At 64.7% G+C, this 19,581-nt stretch carries 18 protein-coding genes; 13 read left to right on the plus strand and 5 right to left on the minus strand.

Annotation, left to right across the window (positions count from 1 at the left end; genetic code table 11):
* The first annotated feature begins 38 nt into the window (after positions 1-38).
* Positions 39-200 carry a hypothetical protein gene (locus tag CJU94_RS41350; RefSeq protein ID WP_167397517.1) on the plus strand — a complete coding sequence of 54 codons (162 nt, stop codon included), beginning with the start codon at positions 39-41 and terminating at the stop codon, positions 198-200.
* A gap of 79 nt (positions 201-279) precedes the next feature.
* On the opposite strand, the gene CJU94_RS05290 is transcribed toward CJU94_RS41350, so the two are convergent.
* On the minus strand, positions 280-603 hold the full coding sequence (locus tag CJU94_RS05290) for an ecotin precursor (RefSeq protein WP_095417818.1): 324 nt from the start codon (positions 601-603) through the stop codon (positions 280-282).
* A gap of 251 nt (positions 604-854) precedes the next feature.
* On the opposite strand from CJU94_RS05290, the gene CJU94_RS05295 reads away from it, so the two are divergent.
* The 7 genes from CJU94_RS05295 (at position 855) to CJU94_RS05325 (ending at position 9,757) form a co-directional block, all read left to right on the plus strand.
* Entirely contained in the window at positions 855-2,528 is a 1,674-nt protein-coding gene (locus CJU94_RS05295) for a methyl-accepting chemotaxis protein (protein ID WP_244220921.1), read from the plus strand.
* A 61-nt stretch (positions 2,529-2,589) separates the two neighbouring features.
* Complete coding sequence (locus tag CJU94_RS05300; protein WP_095417820.1) at positions 2,590-3,054, plus strand: chemotaxis protein CheW; 465 nt, start codon at positions 2,590-2,592, stop codon at positions 3,052-3,054.
* Positions 3,051-4,469 (plus strand): CheR family methyltransferase, encoded by a 1,419-nt coding sequence (locus tag CJU94_RS05305; protein WP_095417821.1) that lies wholly within the window; start codon positions 3,051-3,053, stop codon positions 4,467-4,469. Before CJU94_RS05300 ends, CJU94_RS05305 begins: the two co-directional genes overlap by 4 nt.
* Complete coding sequence (locus CJU94_RS05310; RefSeq protein ID WP_095417822.1) at positions 4,462-5,142, plus strand: chemotaxis protein CheW; 681 nt, start codon at positions 4,462-4,464, stop codon at positions 5,140-5,142. The genes CJU94_RS05305 and CJU94_RS05310 overlap by 8 nt, the downstream gene beginning before the upstream one ends.
* Positions 5,139-7,556, plus strand: a complete 2,418-nt coding sequence (locus tag CJU94_RS05315) for a hybrid sensor histidine kinase/response regulator (protein ID WP_095417823.1) — start codon at positions 5,139-5,141, stop codon at positions 7,554-7,556. The genes CJU94_RS05310 and CJU94_RS05315 overlap by 4 nt, the downstream gene beginning before the upstream one ends.
* A gap of 17 nt (positions 7,557-7,573) precedes the next feature.
* Positions 7,574-8,590, plus strand: a complete 1,017-nt coding sequence (gene cheB / locus CJU94_RS05320) for a chemotaxis response regulator protein-glutamate methylesterase (RefSeq protein WP_095417824.1) — start codon at positions 7,574-7,576, stop codon at positions 8,588-8,590.
* A 60-nt stretch (positions 8,591-8,650) separates the two neighbouring features.
* Entirely contained in the window at positions 8,651-9,757 is a 1,107-nt protein-coding gene (locus CJU94_RS05325; RefSeq protein WP_095417825.1) for a diguanylate cyclase, read from the plus strand.
* A 19-nt stretch (positions 9,758-9,776) separates the two neighbouring features.
* On the opposite strand, the gene mdeB is transcribed toward CJU94_RS05325, so the two are convergent.
* Positions 9,777-12,518 carry an alpha-ketoglutarate dehydrogenase gene (gene mdeB / locus CJU94_RS05330; RefSeq protein WP_095417826.1) on the minus strand — a complete coding sequence of 914 codons (2,742 nt, stop codon included), beginning with the start codon at positions 12,516-12,518 and terminating at the stop codon, positions 9,777-9,779.
* A gap of 152 nt (positions 12,519-12,670) precedes the next feature.
* Here mdeB and CJU94_RS05335 point away from each other — a divergent pair, with 152 nt between their 5' ends.
* Complete coding sequence (locus CJU94_RS05335) at positions 12,671-13,198, plus strand: Lrp/AsnC family transcriptional regulator (RefSeq protein ID WP_095417827.1); 528 nt, start codon at positions 12,671-12,673, stop codon at positions 13,196-13,198.
* A gap of 63 nt (positions 13,199-13,261) precedes the next feature.
* Here CJU94_RS05335 and CJU94_RS05340 read toward each other — a convergent pair whose 3' ends face one another.
* The gene (locus tag CJU94_RS05340) at positions 13,262-14,074 is read right to left on the minus strand and encodes an SDR family NAD(P)-dependent oxidoreductase (RefSeq protein ID WP_095417828.1); all 813 of its coding nucleotides are present in this window, start codon (positions 14,072-14,074) and stop codon (positions 13,262-13,264) included.
* 176 nt (positions 14,075-14,250) lie between these two features.
* Here CJU94_RS05340 and CJU94_RS05345 point away from each other — a divergent pair, with 176 nt between their 5' ends.
* Both CJU94_RS05345 and CJU94_RS05350 read left to right on the plus strand, forming a co-directional pair.
* Positions 14,251-15,186: a GlxA family transcriptional regulator gene (locus CJU94_RS05345; protein WP_095417829.1), complete on the plus strand. Its 936-nt coding sequence runs from the start codon at positions 14,251-14,253 to the stop codon at positions 15,184-15,186.
* Positions 15,187-15,255: 69 nt separating this feature from the next.
* Positions 15,256-15,681: an HIT family protein gene (locus CJU94_RS05350; RefSeq protein ID WP_095417830.1), complete on the plus strand. Its 426-nt coding sequence runs from the start codon at positions 15,256-15,258 to the stop codon at positions 15,679-15,681.
* 103 nt (positions 15,682-15,784) lie between these two features.
* Here the strand turns inward: CJU94_RS05350 and CJU94_RS41715 are convergent, their stop codons facing one another.
* The gene (locus CJU94_RS41715; RefSeq protein WP_244220922.1) at positions 15,785-16,156 is read right to left on the minus strand and encodes a hypothetical protein; all 372 of its coding nucleotides are present in this window, start codon (positions 16,154-16,156) and stop codon (positions 15,785-15,787) included.
* A gap of 92 nt (positions 16,157-16,248) precedes the next feature.
* Between CJU94_RS41715 and speG the strand changes: the two genes are divergently transcribed.
* Both speG and sap1 read left to right on the plus strand, forming a co-directional pair.
* Positions 16,249-16,791 (plus strand): spermidine N1-acetyltransferase, encoded by a 543-nt coding sequence (gene speG / locus CJU94_RS05360; RefSeq protein ID WP_095417831.1) that lies wholly within the window; start codon positions 16,249-16,251, stop codon positions 16,789-16,791.
* 452 nt (positions 16,792-17,243) lie between these two features.
* Positions 17,244-17,582 (plus strand): surface attachment protein Sap1, encoded by a 339-nt coding sequence (gene sap1 / locus CJU94_RS05365; protein WP_095417832.1) that lies wholly within the window; start codon positions 17,244-17,246, stop codon positions 17,580-17,582.
* A gap of 265 nt (positions 17,583-17,847) precedes the next feature.
* Here the strand turns inward: sap1 and CJU94_RS05370 are convergent, their stop codons facing one another.
* Entirely contained in the window at positions 17,848-19,581 is a 1,734-nt protein-coding gene (locus CJU94_RS05370; protein ID WP_095417833.1) for an IlvD/Edd family dehydratase, read from the minus strand.

Below are 19,581 nucleotides of genomic sequence, written 5' to 3' on the forward strand. Positions count from 1 at the left end.
AAACTGAAGGGTGCTCGCAACCCGAAACGGAGGCTCCCATGTCTGAATCACTGTTGGCTTATTTGCTGGGGCCTACCGTTATGCTGCTGGTCGGCGTGGCTATCTGGGCCGCGTCGCACTACCATCGCAAGACCAGGCCGCAAAAAGGCGAGCGCTGGCTCGACACGCACTATGCCGAGTGGCTGCATCACAGGCACTGAACGGCGCACGAAATAAAAGGCCGTCGCGTAAGGCGACGGCCTTTTTGTCTGTGGCGCGCACAACGTGCGCGCTGCGCGATTACCAACCCGGTTGAGGCTGCGGATATCCGTATTGCGCAGGCGGCGGCGCACCGCACGCCACATACGCGCGTTGGTATTGGTCATAGCAGTATCCCGGCGGCGCCTGCGCGTAGACCGGCGCGGGCTGATATGCCGGCTGCGCATACACGGGCTGCGGGTACGCCACCACCGGCGCCGGATTCAGCGCGGAGCTCACCACCGCTCCCAGCACCGCGCCGCCGATCAGCGCACCCACCACGTCGCCGCCATTGCCGTGCGCCGACGCCTGCCCCGCTACGCTCAAACTTCCCACCATCACCAACGCCACTGCGATCTTTTTCATGTTTGACTCCCCGCCGTTCAGGCATGCAAGCCATTGTGGATGGCGCGCATGGAAATAGATGCTGCAAGTGGTAACGGGACATTACCCCTGTAACGCGCCGGCCGGCGCGCTTCGCGAACGGGCTCCCCCTCCCCCTCCCCGTTCCTTCGTTCGCCAGCCATTCGCCCGATCAATGTAAAATTCACCCCATAACTCGTCGGATGAATCTGACGAACTGTAAAGCTTTCCGACCGTCGGTCGTAAGACAGATCATGTCGACGACCCAGGTCGAGACAAAGCCAAAAGTAAGGGGCGTTCGCGTGAAACAATGGACCATCCGGCAACGGATTCTGTGCAGCTTCGGGATCGTGCTGATCGTGATGCTGGCAATGGCAATCGTCACCTTCCAGCAGCTCGGCGGCATCGACCGCGATGCCAAGAGCCAGCAGCAGGACTCGATGCCCGGCCTCTACTATGCGACCGCGATGCGCGCAGCATGGTTCGAGAACTACAGCGTCACACAGCGCCTCATCTATGTCGACGCCGACCCCGAGAGTGTCAAGCGCGACACCGCACGTTTGCAGGAAACCCAGCAAACGCTCCAGAAGCTCCTCAGCGACTATAGCGTGACGATTTTCCGCGACGTCGATCGCGAGCTCTTCAACGATTTCCGCCAGCAACACGCGCAGTACGTGCCGATCCAGGCAGCGCTGCTGGACAACTTGCCGGCTTCGAAAGACAACGCCGCGCGTCTCTTCAACATGCAACTCACGCCGGTCTGGGAAACCGGCCGGCTCTCCGTGCGCAAGCTCGTCGAGAACAATAAGAGTTACGCCGACCAGGCCGCTGAAAGCATCCGCAGTTCGGTCGAAACGACTCGCATCGTGCTGCTCGTCATGCTGCTGATCGCCGCCGTTGCCGCGGTGCTGGCCGGTTACTGGCTGCTGCGCGCCGTCACCATGCCGATGGCCAAAGTGCTGCAAGTCGTCGACGTGATGCGCACGGGCGACCTGACGCAACGCCTGCAACTGAATCGCGCCGACGAAATCGGCGCGCTCGAAGCGGGCTTCAACCGCATGACCGACGAACTCACCGCGCTGGTCGGCCAGGCGCAGAAGTCGGCGGTTCAGGTCACCACCTCGGTGACGGAAATCGCGGCGACCTCGCGCGAACAGCAAGCCACCGCGAACGAAACCGCCGCCACCACGACAGAGATCGGCGCCACGTCGCGTGAAATCTTCGCGACCTCGCGCGATCTGCTGCGCACCATGAACGAAGTCTCGGAAGTGGCCGGCCAGTCGGCGGTGCTCGCGGGCACCGGTCACGCCGGGCTCGCGCGCATGGAAGAGACCATGCGCCTCGTGATGGAGGCGGCCGGCTCGGTCAACGCGAAGCTCGCCATCCTCAACGAGAAAGCCAGCAACATCAATCAGGTCGTCGCCACCATCACCAAGGTCGCGGACCAGACCAACCTGCTCTCGCTGAACGCCGCGATCGAAGCGGAAAAAGCTGGCGAATATGGTCGCGGTTTCGCGGTCGTCGCGACGGAGATCCGCCGTCTTGCCGATCAGACCGCCGTGGCGACCTACGACATCGAACAGATGGTCAAGGAGATCCAGTCCGCCGTGGCCGCGGGCGTGATGGGCATGGACAAGTTCTCGGAAGAAGTGCGGCGCGGCATGCTCGACGTGCAGAATGTCGGCGGCCATCTCACGGAGATCATCCAGCAGGTGCAGCAACTCGCGCCGCGCTTCTCGATGGTGAACGAAGGCATGCAGACGCAGGCCACCGGCGCCGAGCAGATCACCCAGGCACTGACGCAACTCTCGGAGGCCGCGCAACAGACCGCGGAGTCGCTGCGCCAGTCCACCCAGGCGATCGACGATCTGACGCACGTCGCCAACAGTCTGCGCACCGGCGTGTCGCGCTTCAAGGTGACGGCCTGACGCGCCACCGCGCAGTTCGAAGCCGGCACTCGCACGCTCATCCATCGCCCCGCCTACGCCGATGCTCTTCATCCTCTTCACGCTCGATAGCGAACGGTACGTGATCGACGCGACGCAGGTGGAGCGTCTGATGCCGCTCACGCCGCACTCGCCGCCGAAAACGATTCCCGGCGCGCCCGCGTGGGTCGCGGGCGTGCTCGATCACGAAGGCTCGCCGCTGCCGCTGATCGATCTGCCGGCGCTCGCGCTCGGCCGTCCCGCCGCGCAACTCATGTCCACACGCGTAGTACTGGTGCGCTATCCGCACGCCGGCACCACGCGTCTGCTCGCGCTGCTGCTCGAAGGCGCGACACGCACCATTCGCCTGGACGCGGCGGCGTTTCAGGGTGCCGGTCTCGACATGCCGCACGCGCGTTATCTCGGCCCGGTCGCGAGCGAAGCGGGCGGGCTCGTGCAGTGGATCCGCGTCGAGCACCTGCTGCCCGATGAGGTGAAAGCGCTCCTCTTTCCCGAGGTGCACGCATGAACGCGCATCACGATAACGCGCCGCTCTATCAGCGCTTTGCCGATCTGCTGCATCGGACCATGGGGCTCGACGCGGCGTCGCTCGGTCATAGCGCGATCGAGCGTGCCGTCGATCAACGCGCCGCGGCCTGGTACGCGGACGGTCACGTCGAGGCCACGCTCACCGACTATTGGGACGCCACGCAAAGTTCGCCGGCGATGGTGCAGGCGCTGATCGAAACCGTTGTCGTGCCGGAGACCTGGTTCTACCGCGACGCCGACGCGTTCAAGGCACTCGCGCGGCTCGCGCATGAGCGCCTCGTCGGGCGTGGCACCGCGTTGCCGCTGCGCATCCTCAGCCTGCCTTGCTCGACCGGCGAAGAACCGTACACGATCGCGATGACGCTGCTCGACGCCGGCATCGACCCCGCGCAGTGGCGCATCGACGCGATGGATATCAGCGACCGGTCGCTCGCCGTCGCGCAGCGCGCGGTCTATGGACGCAATTCGTTTCGCGGCAATGCGTTTGCGTTTCGCGACGCGCACTTCACGCGCACCGGGGACGGCTGGCGTCTCGCGCCGCGCGTCGTGGAAGCGGTGCGATTCTCGCGCGCCAATCTGATGCAACTCGACGCGTCGGCGCTTGGCGTCTACGACTTCGTGTTCTGCCGCAACGTGCTGATTTACTTCGACCGCGACGCCCAGCAAAAAGCCTTGCACGCGCTCAATAGCATGCTGGCCGAAAACGGCACGCTATTCGTCGGGCCTGCGGAGACCGGGCTGCTGATGCGCTACGGCATGCAGTCCGCCAGAATCCCGTTGGCGTTCGCATTTCACCGCGCCGCGCTCGACGAAACGCCGTCGAGCGGCTGGCACACTGCATCGCTTCCCGCCGCCGCGGCGCTCGCGATGGCGCCGTCACAGTTGCCGGCCCTTGCGCGGCCGCCCATGTCGTCCACGCAGCCAGCCGCGTGGCCCGTCCGGGTTGCGCGCACGCCGGCCAATGGCGCCACGCCGTTCGCGCCGCGTGGCAGCGTCGCGCCGTGCATGCGCAAGATGTCGATATCCGCCTCGCCGGTGCACCACCCGCTGTCGCCGCCAAGCCCCGCGACGGCCGATGCGGCGCGCGACACCTTGCAGGCCGCGCGCGCGCTCGCCGACGCCGGCCGCCTCGCGCAAGCCGAGTCGGCAATCAACGCCTATCTCGAACATCACGCCCCGCTCGCCGACGCGTTCTACCTGCTCGGCGTGCTGGCCGATGCCAACGGCGCTGCGCAGCTCGCGCGCGGCCACTATCGCAAGGCACTGTATCTCGATCCTCGGCACGCGGAAGCGCTTGCGCATCTCGCGACCTTGCTCGAACTCGAAGGCGATCGCGACGGCGCGCGCCTGTTGATGCAACGCGCCGCGCGCGCACAGGGAGCGCAACGTGGCTGATGCGCATACGGTGAGTTTCGACGATTGCTGGAATCGCATCGGCGTGCGCGGCGATTCGTCGTGCGAGCGTCTGGTCGAGCATGTGCGCTGCCTGAATTGCCCGGTATTCGAAACGGCCGCGGCCAAACTGCTGGAGCGGCCGATTCCCAAGGTGGATCTCTCGCAGCATGAGGTTCGCGCGCCGGCACGAGCGCAGCATGACGTGCAAGGCGCGAGCGAATCGTTCCTCGTCTTTCGTATCGGCGACGAATGGCTGGCGCTGCCCACGCCGATCTTCAAGCGCATCGTGCAGACGCGGCCGATTCACACGTTGCCACATCGGCAGCATCGCGCGGTGCTCGGCGTGGTGAACGTGCGAGGCGAGTTGCTGGTGTGCCTGTCGCTCGCGCACCTGCTCGGTTTCGAAACCGATGCCGCCGCGCGCGACGACCGCGCCCGTCACGATCTGCCGCGTTTGCTGGTGGTTTCGCGCGCGGAAGAACACGCGGTGTTCCCCGTCGACCAGGTCGACGGCGTGCACCGGATCGAGGTGGCCAGCTTTTGCGCGCCACCCGCCACGCTCTCGCGAGCGGCCGCCGCGCATACGCGCGCCGTCGCGCCATGGCGCGGCATGAGCGTTGGCCTGCTCGACGCCGACACGCTCTTCGACACCTTGAACCGGAGTCTCGGATGACGGACGAGCCACGCCGCCCGTCGCTGATCGATCTGTTCCGCGAGGAAGCGCGGACCCAGGCACGCGTGCTCAACGACGGCCTGCTCGCCCTCGACCGCGCGCCGCGCGATGCCGCCGCGCTCGAAGCCTGCATGCGCGCCGCGCATTCGTTGAAGGGGGCCGCGCGCATTGTCGGCGTGCAGGTCGGCGTCGAACTCGCGCACGCCATGGAGGATTGCTTCGTCGCCGCGCAGGAAGGGCGTGCGTTGCTCGATCCGGCGTGGATCGACGAATTGCTGCGCGGCGTGGATATCGTCGCGCGCATCGGCAATGACGAAGACGAGTCGGCGCGCGACGCAGTCGGTGCATGCGTGGCGTCGTTGCAGGCGCGTATGGCCAACGTCACGCCACATGGCGCTGCAATGCGGCGGGAGGCGCCGCCGCCGGCCGCGATGGCGTCCGAACCCGTGCCGGACGTCGCCGCCGAACCGCCCCCGCCCCCGCCCCCGCCTTCTGTCAGCGCAAGCGCAGACGCGAGCCCGGACCCGGACGCGGCCTTCAACCTGCTGGCCGATGCGCTGCGCGCCGAGGCCACGCAACAGCACGCACCAAGCCCCGCACCCGCGAGGCCGTCCGCATCGAACAGCACGAGCGGGGCGAGCGGCACGAGCAACGTAGCGGCCGAATCCGGCCGCATGTTGCGGGTGCGCGCCGACAACCTCGACCGCCTGCTGTCGTTGTCCGGCGAATCGCTGGTTGAATCGCGCTGGCTGAAACCCTTCGCGCAATCGATGCTGCGCGTCAAACGCGTGCAGCGCGACAGCACCCGCGCGCTGGACCAGCTGCACGAAACGCTTGCCGATCTGAAACTCGATCCGCGCGCCCAGGCCGCGCTCGAAGAAGTGCGCCGCCTCACCGCCGAATCGCAGCATCTGCTGGCCGAGCGTCTCGCCGATCTGGAGAGCTTCGACCGCCGCTCGACGCATCTGTCGCAACAGCTCTACGACGCCGCCCTGCAATGCCGCATGCGCCCGTTCGGCGACGGCACCGGCGGACTCGCGCGGATGGTGCGCGACGTCGCGCGATCGCTCGGCAAGAAGGTGCGCTGGCAGCTGGTCGGCGAATCCACCCAGGTGGACCGCGACATTCTCGATCTGCTCGAAGCGCCGCTCGGCCACATGCTGCGCAACGCGCTCGACCACGGCATCGAAGCACCGGCCGTGCGTCTCGCACGCGGCAAGCCGGAAGAAGGCACGCTCACGCTCGACGCGCGGCATACGGCCGGCGCGCTGCTGATCACCGTGTCCGACGACGGCGCGGGCATCGATCTCGACGCCTTGCGTGCGTCGATCGTGCGCAAGAAGCTCGCGAGCGAGGAAACGGTCACGCGTCTGTCCGAAGCCGAGCTGCTCGAATTCCTGTTGCTGCCGGGCTTCTCGTTACGCGATCAGGTGACCGACGTGTCCGGCCGCGGGGTCGGACTCGACGCGGTGCACGACGTCGTCAAACGCGTGCGCGGCACGGTGCGGATCACGCATGAGGCCGGTCTCGGCACGCGCGTGCAATTGCAATTGCCGCTGACGCTCTCGGTAATCCGCAGTCTGCTGATCGAAGTCGCGGGCGAGCCGTACGCGGTGCCGCTCGCGCACGTGAACCGCACGCTGCACGTGAGCCGCGCGCAGATCGAATGGCTCGAAGGACATCAGCACATCGCCTTTTCCGGCCGGCGCATCGGCGTCGTCACCGCGCATCAGATTCTCGACACCGCGCCGCCCGCGAATGAAAGCGACGCCGTCAGCATGATCGTGATCGGCGACGGCCCGCAAACCTACGGCGTGGTAGTCGACCGCTTTCTCGGCGAGCGGATGCTGGTGGTGCAGCCGCTCGATCCGCGCCTGGGCAAGATCAGGAACATCACCGCCGGCGCGTTGATGGAGAACGGCGACCCGGTGCTGATCGCCGATGTCGACGACTGGCTGCGTTCCGTCGAACGGCTCGTGGCGGGCGGCGATCTCAGGCACATGCAACACGGCGTCGCGCATACGGCTGAGCGCGCCACGCGCCGCGTGCTGGTCGTCGACGATTCGCTCACTGTGCGCGAGCTCGAACGCAAGCTGCTGGCCATGCGCGGTTACGACGTGACGATCGCCGTCGACGGCATGGACGGCTGGAACGCGGTACGCGGCGAACGCTTCGACCTCGTCATCACCGACATCGACATGCCGCGCATGGACGGCATCGAACTCGTCACGCTCATCAAGCGCGATCCGCAGTTGCAGTCGCTGCCGGTGATGATCGTGTCGTACAAGGATCGTGAAGAGGACCGCCGCGCCGGGCTGGATGCGGGCGCGGACTACTATCTGGCGAAAGGCAGTTTTCATGACGAAGCACTGCTCGATGCGGTGCGTGATCTGATCGGCGAAGCTTACGGTTAAACCCACGGGTAAAACGGATGAAAATCGGAATCGTCAACGACATGCCGCTTGCCGTCGAGGCGCTGCGTCGCGCGCTCGCGGCGCGCCGTGACTACGAGGTGCTGTGGATCGCGCAGGACGGCCAGCAGGCGGTCGATTTCTGCACCGCGCAGCGGCCCGACATCGTGCTGATGGATCTGGTGATGCCGAATGTCGACGGCATCGAGGCCACGCGGCGCATCATGGCGCGCGCGCCCTGCGCGATCCTGATCGTCACCGTCGACGTGGGCGCGAACGCATGGCGCGTTTATGAAGCGATGGGCGCGGGCGCGCTCGACGCCGTCGATACGCCGTCGCTGAGCGGTCCCGACGCGCACAAGAGCATCGCCACACTGATCGCGAAGATCGACCGTATCGCGGCGCTCGTCAAGGAGCGCAACGCACCCGGCGCGGCCGCCGCGGCCACGCCCGCCTGCGCGACGAACCGCGACACGCCGCTGGTGGCGATCGGCGCGTCGGCGGGCGGACCGGCGGCGCTTGCCACGCTGCTCGCCGGCCTGCCTAAGGACTTTGCGGCGGCCGTCGTCATCGTGCAGCACGTCGACGCCGCATTCGCCGCCGGCATGGCGGACTGGCTGAACCAGCAATCGGCGCTGCCGGTGCGAATCGCCTGCGAAGGCGACCGGCCGCAAGCGGGCGTCGTGCTGCTCGCCGCCACCGACGATCATCTGCATCTGAAACTGCCGAACGTACTCGGCTACACGCGCGTCCCGGAAGAGACGCCTTACCGCCCTTCCGTCGACGTGTTCTTTCACAGCGTGGTGGCCCGCTGGCCGGCGCGCGCCGTCGGCGTGCTGCTGACCGGCATGGGCCGCGACGGCGCGATCGGACTCAAGGCGATGCGCACCAAGGGCTATCACACGATCGCGCAGGACGAAGCCACCAGCGCCGTGTACGGCATGCCGAAAGCAGCCGCCGCGCTCGAGGCCGCCGCCGCCATCCTGCCGTTGCCGCGCATTGCCGCCGCGCTCACAAGCGTGGTCAACGCGCGCTAGCCGTGCATTCGCCACCCATGACCCGCTTCGATTCAATGACATCCTTTCTGGCTGAACGACATGGACACTCCTGAACCGCATCAGATCATCGCCGCGCGGGATCGCGCGGAAGGCGACGCACAGGCGCTGGACGCGGTGGATGCGGCCAATCTCGCGGTCGACGACGCACTCGCGCGCATCCTCGGCAATCCGCCCGCTGCCGAGTGTCCGATCATGGTGTTGCTGGTCGACGACCAGGCGATCATCGCCGAGGCGGTCCGCCAGGCGCTGGCGGACGAAGCGAGCGTCGACTTCCACTACTGCGCGTCGCCTGAAGGTGCGCTGCGCTGCGCCGCGGAAACGCGTGCGACGGTGATCCTTCAGGACCTGGTGATGCCGGGCACGGACGGTCTCACCCTCGTGCGCCAATACCGGCAAAATCCGGCGACCCGCGACATTCCGATCATCGTGTTGTCGACCAAGGAAGAACCGCTCGTCAAGAGCGCGGCCTTCGCGGCCGGCGCCAACGACTATCTGGTAAAACTGCCGGATCGCATCGAGCTGATCGCGCGCATCCGCTATCACTCGCGCTCGTATCTGAACCTGCTGCAACGCGACGAGGCCTACCAGGCGCTCCGTCAATCGCAGCAGCAATTGCTCGCGACGAATCTGGAACTGCAGCGCCTCACGCATTCGGACGGCCTGACGGGTCTGTCGAACCGGCGCTACCTCGATCAATATCTGGCCGCCGAATGGCGGCGCGGCACGCGCGACAAGACCGGCCTCGGCTTCCTGATGATCGATGTGGATAACTTCAAGGCCTACAACGACACCTACGGACACGTCGCCGGCGACGAAGTGCTCAAACGGGTCGCGCAAACCGTCGAAGCATGCCTCGGACGCTCGCCCGATCTCGCGGCGCGCTTCGGCGGCGAGGAATTCGCGGTGGTGGTGCCGGGCACCTCGGCGGGCGGCTTGCGTCTGCTTGCGGAAAAGATCCGCATTGCCATCGAGGACCTGGCCATTGCGCATTCGGGCTCTGCGACCGGCGTGGTGACGATCAGCATCGGCGCGGCGACGCTCGTGCCGTCGATCACCGAGCCGGTGACGAAGCTGATCGAAGCCGCCGACGTCGGCCTCTATCGCGCGAAACGGGACGGCAAGAACCAGGTCGCGGTGAGCGACTGACCGTTCAGGGCGCGCTGTCCTAGCATTGCCAGGACGCCGCGCCGAGCGCCGCGTCGCCGAGATACTGACGGCGCGCTTCGGCAAGCACGCTGGCCTCGATCGCGCCTTCGTCCGCCAGTGCTTTGAGGGCGGCGATCACGATCGCCTTGCGGTCCACTTCGAAAAACGCCCGCAACGCCTGACGCGTGTCGCTGCGGCCGAAACCGTCGGTGCCGAGCGTCACGTAGCGGCGCGGCACGTAAGCGCGGATCAGTTCCGGCACGGCGCGAACATAGTCCGTCGCGGCGATGATCGGGCCGTGCGACGCCTCGAGCGCCTGCGTGACATACGGCGTGCCGGTCTCTTCGCCAAGCCGCGCGAGCCGTTCCGCCGCCATGCCGTCGCGCTGCAACTCGGTGAAACTCGTCACGCTCCACACGGCGGCGTCGATCTGCCAATCGTCCCTCAGCATCTGCTGCGCCGCGATCACTTCACCGAGAATCGCGCCCGCGCCGAGCAATTGCACCTTGGCTTGCGTGCTCGCCTGCGCTTGCGCGGCGAGCTGATAAATGCCCCTGAGAATCCCTTCGCGCAGCGCCTCCAGGTTGCCGCCCGGCACCGACGGCTGCGCGTAGTTCTCGTTCATCACGGTGACGTAATAGAACACGTCGCGTTGCTGCTCGACCATCTCGCGCATGCCCTCGTCGACGATCGCGGCAACCTCGTAGGCAAACGCCGGGTCGTACGCGCGGCAATTGGGAATCGTCGATGCCGCCAGATGGCTGGTGCCGTCCTGATGCTGCAGGCCCTCGCCGCCGAGCGTCGTCTTGCCCGCGGTCGCGCCGATCAGGAAACCGCGCGCGCGCTGATCCGCCGCCGCCCAGATCAGATCGCCGATGCGCTGGAAACCGAACATCGAGTAGTAGATGTAGAACGGCAGCATCGGCAGATCGTGCACGCTGTACGACGTCGCCGCCGCGATCCACGACGACACCGCGCCCGCTTCCGAAATGCCCTCTTCGAGGATCTGGCCTTTGGTGTCCTCGCGGTAGTACAGCATCGAGCCGAGGTCTTCCGGCTCGTACAACTGCCCGAGCGGCGAATAGATGCCGACCTGGCGGAACATGTTCGCCATGCCGAAAGTGCGGGCCTCGTCGGCGACGATCGGCACGACCCGCGGGCCGACTTCCGGGTCCTTGAGCAGCGCCGTCAGCATGCGGACCAGCGCCATGGTCGTGGACATGTCGCGGCCGTTGGATTCCAGCGCGAATTGCCCCCAGGAGGACACCGGCGGGACGATCAGCCCCTTCGATGCGACTCGCCGCCTTCTGGGCAGATAGCCTCCCAAGGCAGCCCGGCGCGCATGCAGGTATTGCATCTCCGGGCTGTCTTCCGCTGGTTTGTAAAACTTCACCTGTTCCACGTCCTCGTCCGTCAACGGCAGGCGGAAGCGGTCGCGAAACGCCTTGAGGTCGTCGAAATCGAGCTTCTTCTGTTGATGCGTGGTCATGCGGCCCTGGCCCGAGGCGCCCATGCCGAAGCCCTTCATCGTTTTCGCGAGGATCACCGTCGGCTGGCCCTGGTGCGCCAGCGCCTTCGCATAGGCCGCGTGCAGTTTGCGCACGTCGTGGCCGCCACGGCGCAGGCGGTCGATGTCCTCGTCGCTCAGTTGCGCGGCGAGTGCGGCAAGCTCCGGGTTCTGGCCGAAGAAGCGTTCGCGGTTGTAAGCGCCGTCGTTCGCCGAGAAGGTCTGGAACTGGCCGTCCACCGTATGGGCGAACGCGCGCAGCAAGGCGCCGGTGCGGTCGCGCGCGAACAGGGCGTCCCAGTCCGAACCCCAGATCACCTTGATGACGTTCCAACCGGCGCCGATAAAGTGCGCCTCCAGCTCATCGATGATGCGGCCGTTGCTGCGCACCGGACCGTCGAGGCGCTGCAGATTGCAGTTGATCACGAACACGAGGTTGTCGAGCCCTTCGCGCGCGGCGAGCGAGAGCGCGCCGGTCGACTCCGGCTCGTCCATTTCGCCGTCGCCGAAGAAGCCCCACACCTTGCGGCCTTCCGTTTGCACGAGGCCGCGATTGGCCAGATAGCGCATGAATCGCGCTTGATAAATCGCATTGATCGGGCCGATGCCCATCGAGCCCGTCGGGAACTGCCAGAAGTCCGGCATCAGCCACGGGTGCGGATACGAGCACAAGCCAGGACCGCCGATCTCGCGCCGGTAGTGCTGCAGGTTCTGCTCGGAGAGAAAGCCTTCCAGATACGCCCGCGCATAGACACCCGGCGACGAATGCGGCTGGAAGTAGACGAGGTCGGCCGTGCCCTCCTCGCCGCCCGGCGCGGTGGCGCGGAAGAAATGGTTGAACCCGACCTCGAACAGATCCGCCGCGGACGCGTAACTCGCGATATGGCCGCCGAGCTCCCCATACGCCTTGTTCGCGCGCACCACCATCGCGAGCGCATTCCAGCGCAGCGCGGCGGCGAGCCGTTCTTCGAGTTCGAGATTGCCGGGATAGCGCGGCTGTTGCTCGAACGGGATGGTGTTCTGATACGGCGTCACATTCGTGCGTGCCGATTCCACGCCGAGCGAGAGCGCGTGGCTCGCGAGCTTGTCGAACAGAAACTGCGCGCGATCGCGGCCGGCATGGGCGACCACGCCGTCGATCGCCTCCAGCCATTCGGCGGTTTCCTGCGGATCGGTATCCGCCTGCTCCGGGGTGTCGGTACGTTGCGGGTTCAGAAACCCTAACTGCTTGCTACCGCTGGATAAATCCGTCATGGCACCACTCCCGCATCGACACGTTCGGCTCAGGATCGAGTGAGTCAATGGTAACCATGTGCTCGCAAAATGAGCGACTTAATTGCTTGCATTCGTGCGCTGCGATAGGCTATTTATTCCGATATTCGCCCATGACACGGAATATTTCTACTATGACCACGCCACCCAGACGGCTCGACCGCATCGACATCGGCATCCTGAGCCAGTTGCAGCAGAACGCGCGCATCACCAACGCGGATCTGGCGCGCTCGGTGAATCTGTCGGCCACGCCGTGTTTCAACCGCGTGCGGGCGCTCGAAAAACTGGGCCTGTTCAAGCAGCAGGTCACGCTGCTGAATCCGGAGCCGCTCGGGCTGCGCATCAACGTGTTCATTCAGGTGAGTCTGGAAAAGCAGGTGGAAGACGCGCTGCAGCGCTTCGAGCAGGCGATTTCGGAGCGTCCCGAAGTGATGGAGTGCTATCTGATGACCGGCGACGCCGACTATCTGCTGCGCGTGGTCATGCCGGATATGCAGACGCTGGAACGCTTCATCGTCGATCATCTGACGAAGATTCCGGGCATCTCCAATATCCGCTCGAGCTTTGCGCTCAAGCAGGTGCGTTACAAGACGGCGCTGCCGCTGCCGTCGTCGGGATTGACGCTGGTCGATCCCGACGACGTGGCGACTGACTGGCGCTAAGGGCGTGAGCGAACTGCGTTCAGCCACCCTGCACTTCTCCGCGTTTAGTACTCTCTCCAGCCGTTACGCCGTTGCCGGAACCTGCTTATAACGGGCGGCCGGCAGTTTGTGCGACAGGTTCGGCTGCAAATGCTGGCGCGCGCTGTTGAAACGCTCCCAGTCGGCGGCGTCCGGCAACGACGGGATCGTCACCAGTTCGCCCTGATCGAGACCGGCAAGTGCGGCGTCGACCATGTCTTCGGCGGTCATCACGATCTGCGTCGGCAGATGCTCGACCGGCAGACCCGCACGGTCCCAGAATGCCGTGCTGGTCGCGCCCGGCAGCACCGCTTGCAATTGCACGCCCTTGCCGCCCACTTCGTGATGCAGCGACTGCGTGAGGTTGAGCACGTAGGCCTTGGTGCCACTATACGTGCCGTTCAACGTTTCCGGCGACAACGCCACGATCGACGAAATATTGATCACGATGCCGTTGCCCCGCTCCACGAAGCCAGGCACCACGGCCGCCGTCAGACGCGTGAGCGCCGTCACGTTCAGCTCGATCATTTGTTCGAGCGCGTCCACGTCCGAGTCGATCAGCGAGGCGGTCGCGCCGACGCCCGCGTTATTGACCAGCATCGTGATCGCGCGGTCCGTGCGCAGCCGTTCTTCGATGCGGCGTACGTCGGCTTTGACGGTGAGGTCCGCCGCGATGGTGTCGACGCGGCGGCCGGTATCGGTCGCCAAGCGCTCGGCCAGACCGTTCAGCCGCTCGCCGTCGCGCGCCACGAGAATCAGGTCGTAACCGCGCCGTGCGAGGCGGTCCGCATACACCGCGCCAATACCCGACGATGCGCCCGTCACCAATGCCGTTCCTTTGCCTGCTTGCGTTGCCATGTGAATCTCTCCTTGCGGGCGCGACGCGTTGCGCCATAGCCCTGTCCGATGAATGGGAAAACCCGAAACCTCCGCCGCGGCGCCGTTTCGCGTCGCATTGCGGGGTTGACGAGGCAAGTGTAGGCGCGTAACCTTCTGTCTCAAATGTCGTATTTACCTCGTTTTAGGACATCACAATGAGACACGTCGGCGTGGTGGTTTTCCCCGGCTTCCAGATCCTCGACATGGTGGCGATCGCGGTGTTCGAACTCGCGAACCTGGAGGCCGGCCGGCCCGAGTACGAAGTGGAGGTCGTTTCCGAGCATGGCGGCATGGTGCGCAGCTCGGCCGGCGTCGAGATCGCCACCCGGCCGTTCGGCGATCCGGCGTACGACACCGTGGTGGTCACCGGTGCGATGCAGATCGCGCCGTCGTCGCCGGGGTTGCTGGCGTTCCTGAACGACGCGCTCGCCGCCTCGCGGCGCACCGCCAGCATCTGCACCGGCGCGTTCGTGCTGGCGGAGGCCGGAATTCTCGACGGCCGCCACGCCACGACCCACTGGATTCACGCGCGTGATCTGCAACAGCGCTTCCCGCAGGCTCGCGTGGACGAAGACCGGATCTTTATCGTCGACGGCTCGGTGTGGACGTCGGCCGGCATGACCGCATGCATCGATCTGTGCCTCGCGCTCGTTGAAAACGATCTCGGCGTCGAGGTGTCGCGCGCCATCGCCAAGAAGCTCGTGGTCTATCACCGCCGCACCGGCGGCCAGTCGCAGTTCTCGGCCATGCTGGACCTGGAGCCCAAATCCGACCGGATCCAGAACGCGCTCTCGTACGCCAAAAGCCATTTGCGTGAGCCGTTGACGGTCGAACAGCTCGCCGACGTCGCGCATCTCAGCCCGCGCCAGTTCAGCCGCGCGTTTCGCGACGAAACCCGCCAGTCCCCGGCCAAAGCCATCGAGGCATTGCGCGTCGAAGCCGCGCGCGCCATGCTGGAAGCGGGCCGGCATTCCATGGAGGCGGTGGCGGCGGAAACCGGCTTCGTCGATACCGAACGGATGCGGCGCGCGTTTCTGCGCGCGTTCGGCCAGCCGCCGCAGGCGATCAAGCGCGCGGCGCGCGTGGTGTAACACAGGTGATGGACAATATCGCCAACCGCGGCAACAGCCGAGATGACCTTCCACCATGAGAGGAACGCGATGAACTACGACGACAGCAATCCCTTCGCGAGGATTCTGCGTGGCGAATTACCCTGCATCAAAGTGGCCGAAACCGGTGCGGCCCTCGCCTTCATGGACCTGATGCCGCAAGCCGACGGTCATCTGCTGGTGGTGCCGAAGGAAGCCGTGGCGGAGATTTTCGAGCTGTCGGATGCCTCGACCGTGGCGTGCATACGCATGACGCAAAAGCTCGCCATTGCAGTGCGCGCGGCGTTGCGTCCGGATGGCGTGTTCATCGGGCAGTTCAACGGCGCCGCCGCGGGTCAAACCGTACCGCATGTGCATTTTCACGTGATTCCGCGCTGGGAAGGTCAGCCGCTACGCATGCATGCGCGCGATGTCGCCGATGCGGAAACGCTCGAGGCGCTTGCCAGGCGCATTCGGGCTCATTGGCGCGCAGACTGAGTGCCACGTTCGTGAGCCGCAAGCGTTTCCACGCGGCGTACGGGCCGTGATTATTCGCGCGCTTCACCACGCAACGGGGGCATTGACGAGCACACGCGGTGCGCTAGAGCCGATGCCGCGAGCGCCGCAGCGGATGCCGCCAGTCGATGCGGCGCGGCTTCAACTGCGCGGGTCGCATGTCGTGCAGAAGCCGGTGTTCTTGCCACAATTCGTCGGAGAAAAGAAACGCAACGATGAGGAGCGGAACGACCAGAAAGACGCCCAATATCAAGTGCTCGATCACGGTGGCCTCCGGTCGCAAGAGCATGATTTCATTGTAGAGCACCGCGCGTACCCACACCGTGCCGCGCCACGCACAATCGCTCCGGCGGCGCTCGATCCCGAGCCTGCGGCAATCCGACGCCTCGGGGTTGGCTAACCCGCACGCCACCTTGCGTGCCGCAAAAAAGTTGTGCAGGGGCGCAGGCGTTTGCAAGAACTCCCCGCACCGGGTTCTGACTAACTGAAAAGCACTCGACCCGCTACGGCGCGGACGCAGCCAGGCCAATAGCTCTCAAGGGGAATCCAATGACTACCGAACGCAGCAGCGAACTCACGTTGCGCCCGCTCGAACGCACCGATCTGCGCTTCGTCCATGAAGTGAACAACAACGCCAAAATCATGCGTTACTGGTTCGAAGAGCCGTACGAAACGTTTTCCGAACTGACGCAGCTCTACGACCAGCACGTGCACGACCTGCGCGAACGGCGCTTCGTGGCGATCGATAACGAGGGGCAAACCGTCGGCGTGGTCGAGTTGATCGAGCTCGACTATATCCATCGGCGTGGCGAGTTTCAGATCATCATCGCGCCCCATGCGCAAGGGCGCGGCTATGCCACTCTGGCCACCGAACTTGCAACCGACTATGCGTTTTCGGTGCTGAACTTGCGCAAGGTCTATCTGATCGTCGACAAGTCGAATACATCGGCGATCCACATCTACGAGAAGTGCGGCTTCCGGCACGAAGCCGAACTGATCGAGGAATTCTTCGGCAACGGCAGCTATCACAACGCCTTGCGTATGTGCATGTTCCAGGACGACTTCTTCGAGCTCAAGCGGCGCCTCGGCTAAGCTTGCGATGGTGCGCAGCGCTCTCATTGGTCAGCCGATCGGCGCACCGTTTGATGCCTGGCACTCTTTATCTTCTGCAACTGCACCGTTATTTCGTGTTTCTTATTTAGTCAGTCGAATGACTTTGTGTGCAACGCACCAAGCGCACGGAATAAATGTAGTAACTCGCTTAAGTGACGCCTCTCGTTTACGCTAATGCGCGTCGCAAAGCTTTACTGGTTAAAGCGGCGCGCCATGCACGTCTCTTATTTATCCATTGAAACCCGGTCTATTTGAGTCACTGCTCAACGATTAAGCCGGTCAAAAGGCAGGTGCGACAATTCGCCGCTGTTGCGACCGCACACAAGATGTGCTTGTCGTTCTCTCGCGTTCTCCTAAAGTGCAAGGTGCGGGTTCAACGTTAAAGTTAAATACATAGCTAACCTGAGTATCGACCCGCCCCGGAGGAAAATATGAAAACGCGAATCGCCCTTGTTTTCGCCATTGCGGGATTGGCTGCCGCAACTGTTCAGGCGCAAGACGTCATGATCAAGCCGCAGCAGACCATTCAGTTCAAGGCCAATGCGTACGGCTGCCTGTCGAAGGATAAACTCGACGCCGCCGACCAGCACGCGCAGGCCGGTGAACAGCAAAAGATGCAGGAATTCTTCTCCGGATATCAATGTGTTTCGACACCGGAAAATTCGAGTTTCCGCGTCGTGCGCGTGGTGGGCCACGACGTCGAATTCGTGAATTCCGGTAATAGCGACACGCAAGGTCTTTGGGCAAACGATCGATTCATCAAGCAATAAGCTGAACGCCGTCATTCCGGCAAAAGGCCGTAATGGGGTTTTTCATGCGTCGATCCTCTGGCTTTAAAAAGCCGGCGGCGGTGAACCTGTGAGTTAAAAATCGGCTGGGCATCTTATGCCTAGCCGTTTTTATTTGCGCGTGCTTGCTTGACGTTGAACGGACAGAAAAAAGCCGATGCGGATGATGTCGATCCGCATCGGCAGCACGCCTTCTCGCAAAGCGCAGGAAACAACCGTTGGCTCGTCGCGCGCGCAGCCGCGTCGATCAGTGCGAATCGCGCGGCACCGGCGCGCCGCTCGATCCCACCAGGAAGTCGAGATCGGCGCCCTGGTCCGCTTGCAGCACGTGTTCGACGTAGAGCTTGTAGTAGCCGCGTTTGGGCGCTTCCGGCGCCTGCCATGCGGCGCGCCGGCGCGCGAGTTCGTCGTCGCTGACGTCCAGATGCAGGCGCCGTGCTTCGACATCGAGTTCGATCATGTCGCCGGTTCGCACGAACGCGAGCGGGCCGCCTGCGGCCGCTTCCGGCGACACGTGCAGCACAACGGCACCGTACGCCGTGCCGCTCATGCGACCGTCGGAAATGCGCACCATGTCCGTAATGCCTTTTTGCAGCACCTTTTTCGGCAGCGGCATGTTGCCGACTTCGGCGAAACCCGGATAACCCTTCGGCCCGGCGCCCTTGAGCACCATGATGCAATGCTCGTCGATGTCGAGCGACTCGTCGTCGATCTTCGCGTGCAGTTCCTCGATGTTCTCGAACACCACGGCGCGGCCGCGGTGTTTCAGCAGCTTCGCGGTCGCCGCCGACGGTTTGATCACCGCGCCATTCGGCGCCAGGTTGCCCTTGAGCACCGCGATGCCGGCCTTCGGCTTGAACGGCTCGGCGAACGTCGTGATGACCTTTTCGTCATAGTTCGGGGCGTTGCGCACGTTGTCCCAGAGTGTCTTGCCGTTTACCGTCAGCGCTTCCTTATGCAGCAGTCCCTGTTCGCCGAGTTGCTTCAACACGGCCGGCAAACCGCCCGCGTAGTAAAAGTCCTCCATCAGGTATTCGCCCGACGGTTGCAGATTCACGAGACACGGCACGTCCGAACCCAGCTCCCAGTCCTCCAGCGACAACTCCACGCCAATACGCTTGGCGAGCGCGATCAGATGGACGACCGCATTGGTCGAGCCACCGATCGCCGCATTCGTGCGGATCGCGTTTTCGAAGGCCTGACGCGTGAGGATCTTGTCCATCGTCAGATCCTCGCGGACCATATCGACGATGCGGCGCCCCGCGAGATGCGCGAGCACCTGACGGCGCGCGTCGACCGCGGGAATCGCCGCGTTGTGCGGCAAGCCCATGCCGAGCGATTCGACCATCGAGGCCATCGTCGAGGCCGTGCCCATCGTCATGCAGTGGCCGCGCGAGCGGTTCATGCACGACTCGGCTTCGGTGAATTCCTCCTGCGTCATCGTACCGGCGCGCACTTCTTCGGACATCTGCCAGACGCCTGTGCCGGAGCCGATGTTCTTGCCGCGAAAGCGGCCATTGAGCATCGGACCGCCCGATACCGCGAGCGCGGGCAGATTGCACGACGCCGCGCCCATCAGCAGCGCGGGCGTGGTCTTGTCGCAGCCGACCAGCAGGATCACGCCGTCCATGGGATTGCCGCGAATCGATTCCTCGACATCCATCGAGGCGAGGTTGCGGAACAGCATCGCGGTGGGCCGCAGGTTGGTCTCACCGAGCGACATCACCGGGAACTCGAGCGGCAGGCCGCCCGCTTCGTGCACGCCTTTTTTCACATACTCGGCGAGCTCGCGAAAATGCGCGTTGCACGGCGTCAGTTCGGACCACGTATTGCAGATGCCGATCACCGGGCGTCCGTCGAATTCGTCGTGTGGAATGCCCTGGTTCTTCATCCACGAGCGATGCAGAAAGCCGTCGCGGTCCTTGAGGCCGAACCACGCCTGGCTGCGCAGCGGCTTTTTAGTCTGGTTCGAATCAGCCAT

The sequence above is a fragment of the Paraburkholderia aromaticivorans genome (genome assembly GCF_002278075.1).
Lineage (GTDB): Bacteria > Pseudomonadota > Gammaproteobacteria > Burkholderiales > Burkholderiaceae > Paraburkholderia > Paraburkholderia aromaticivorans.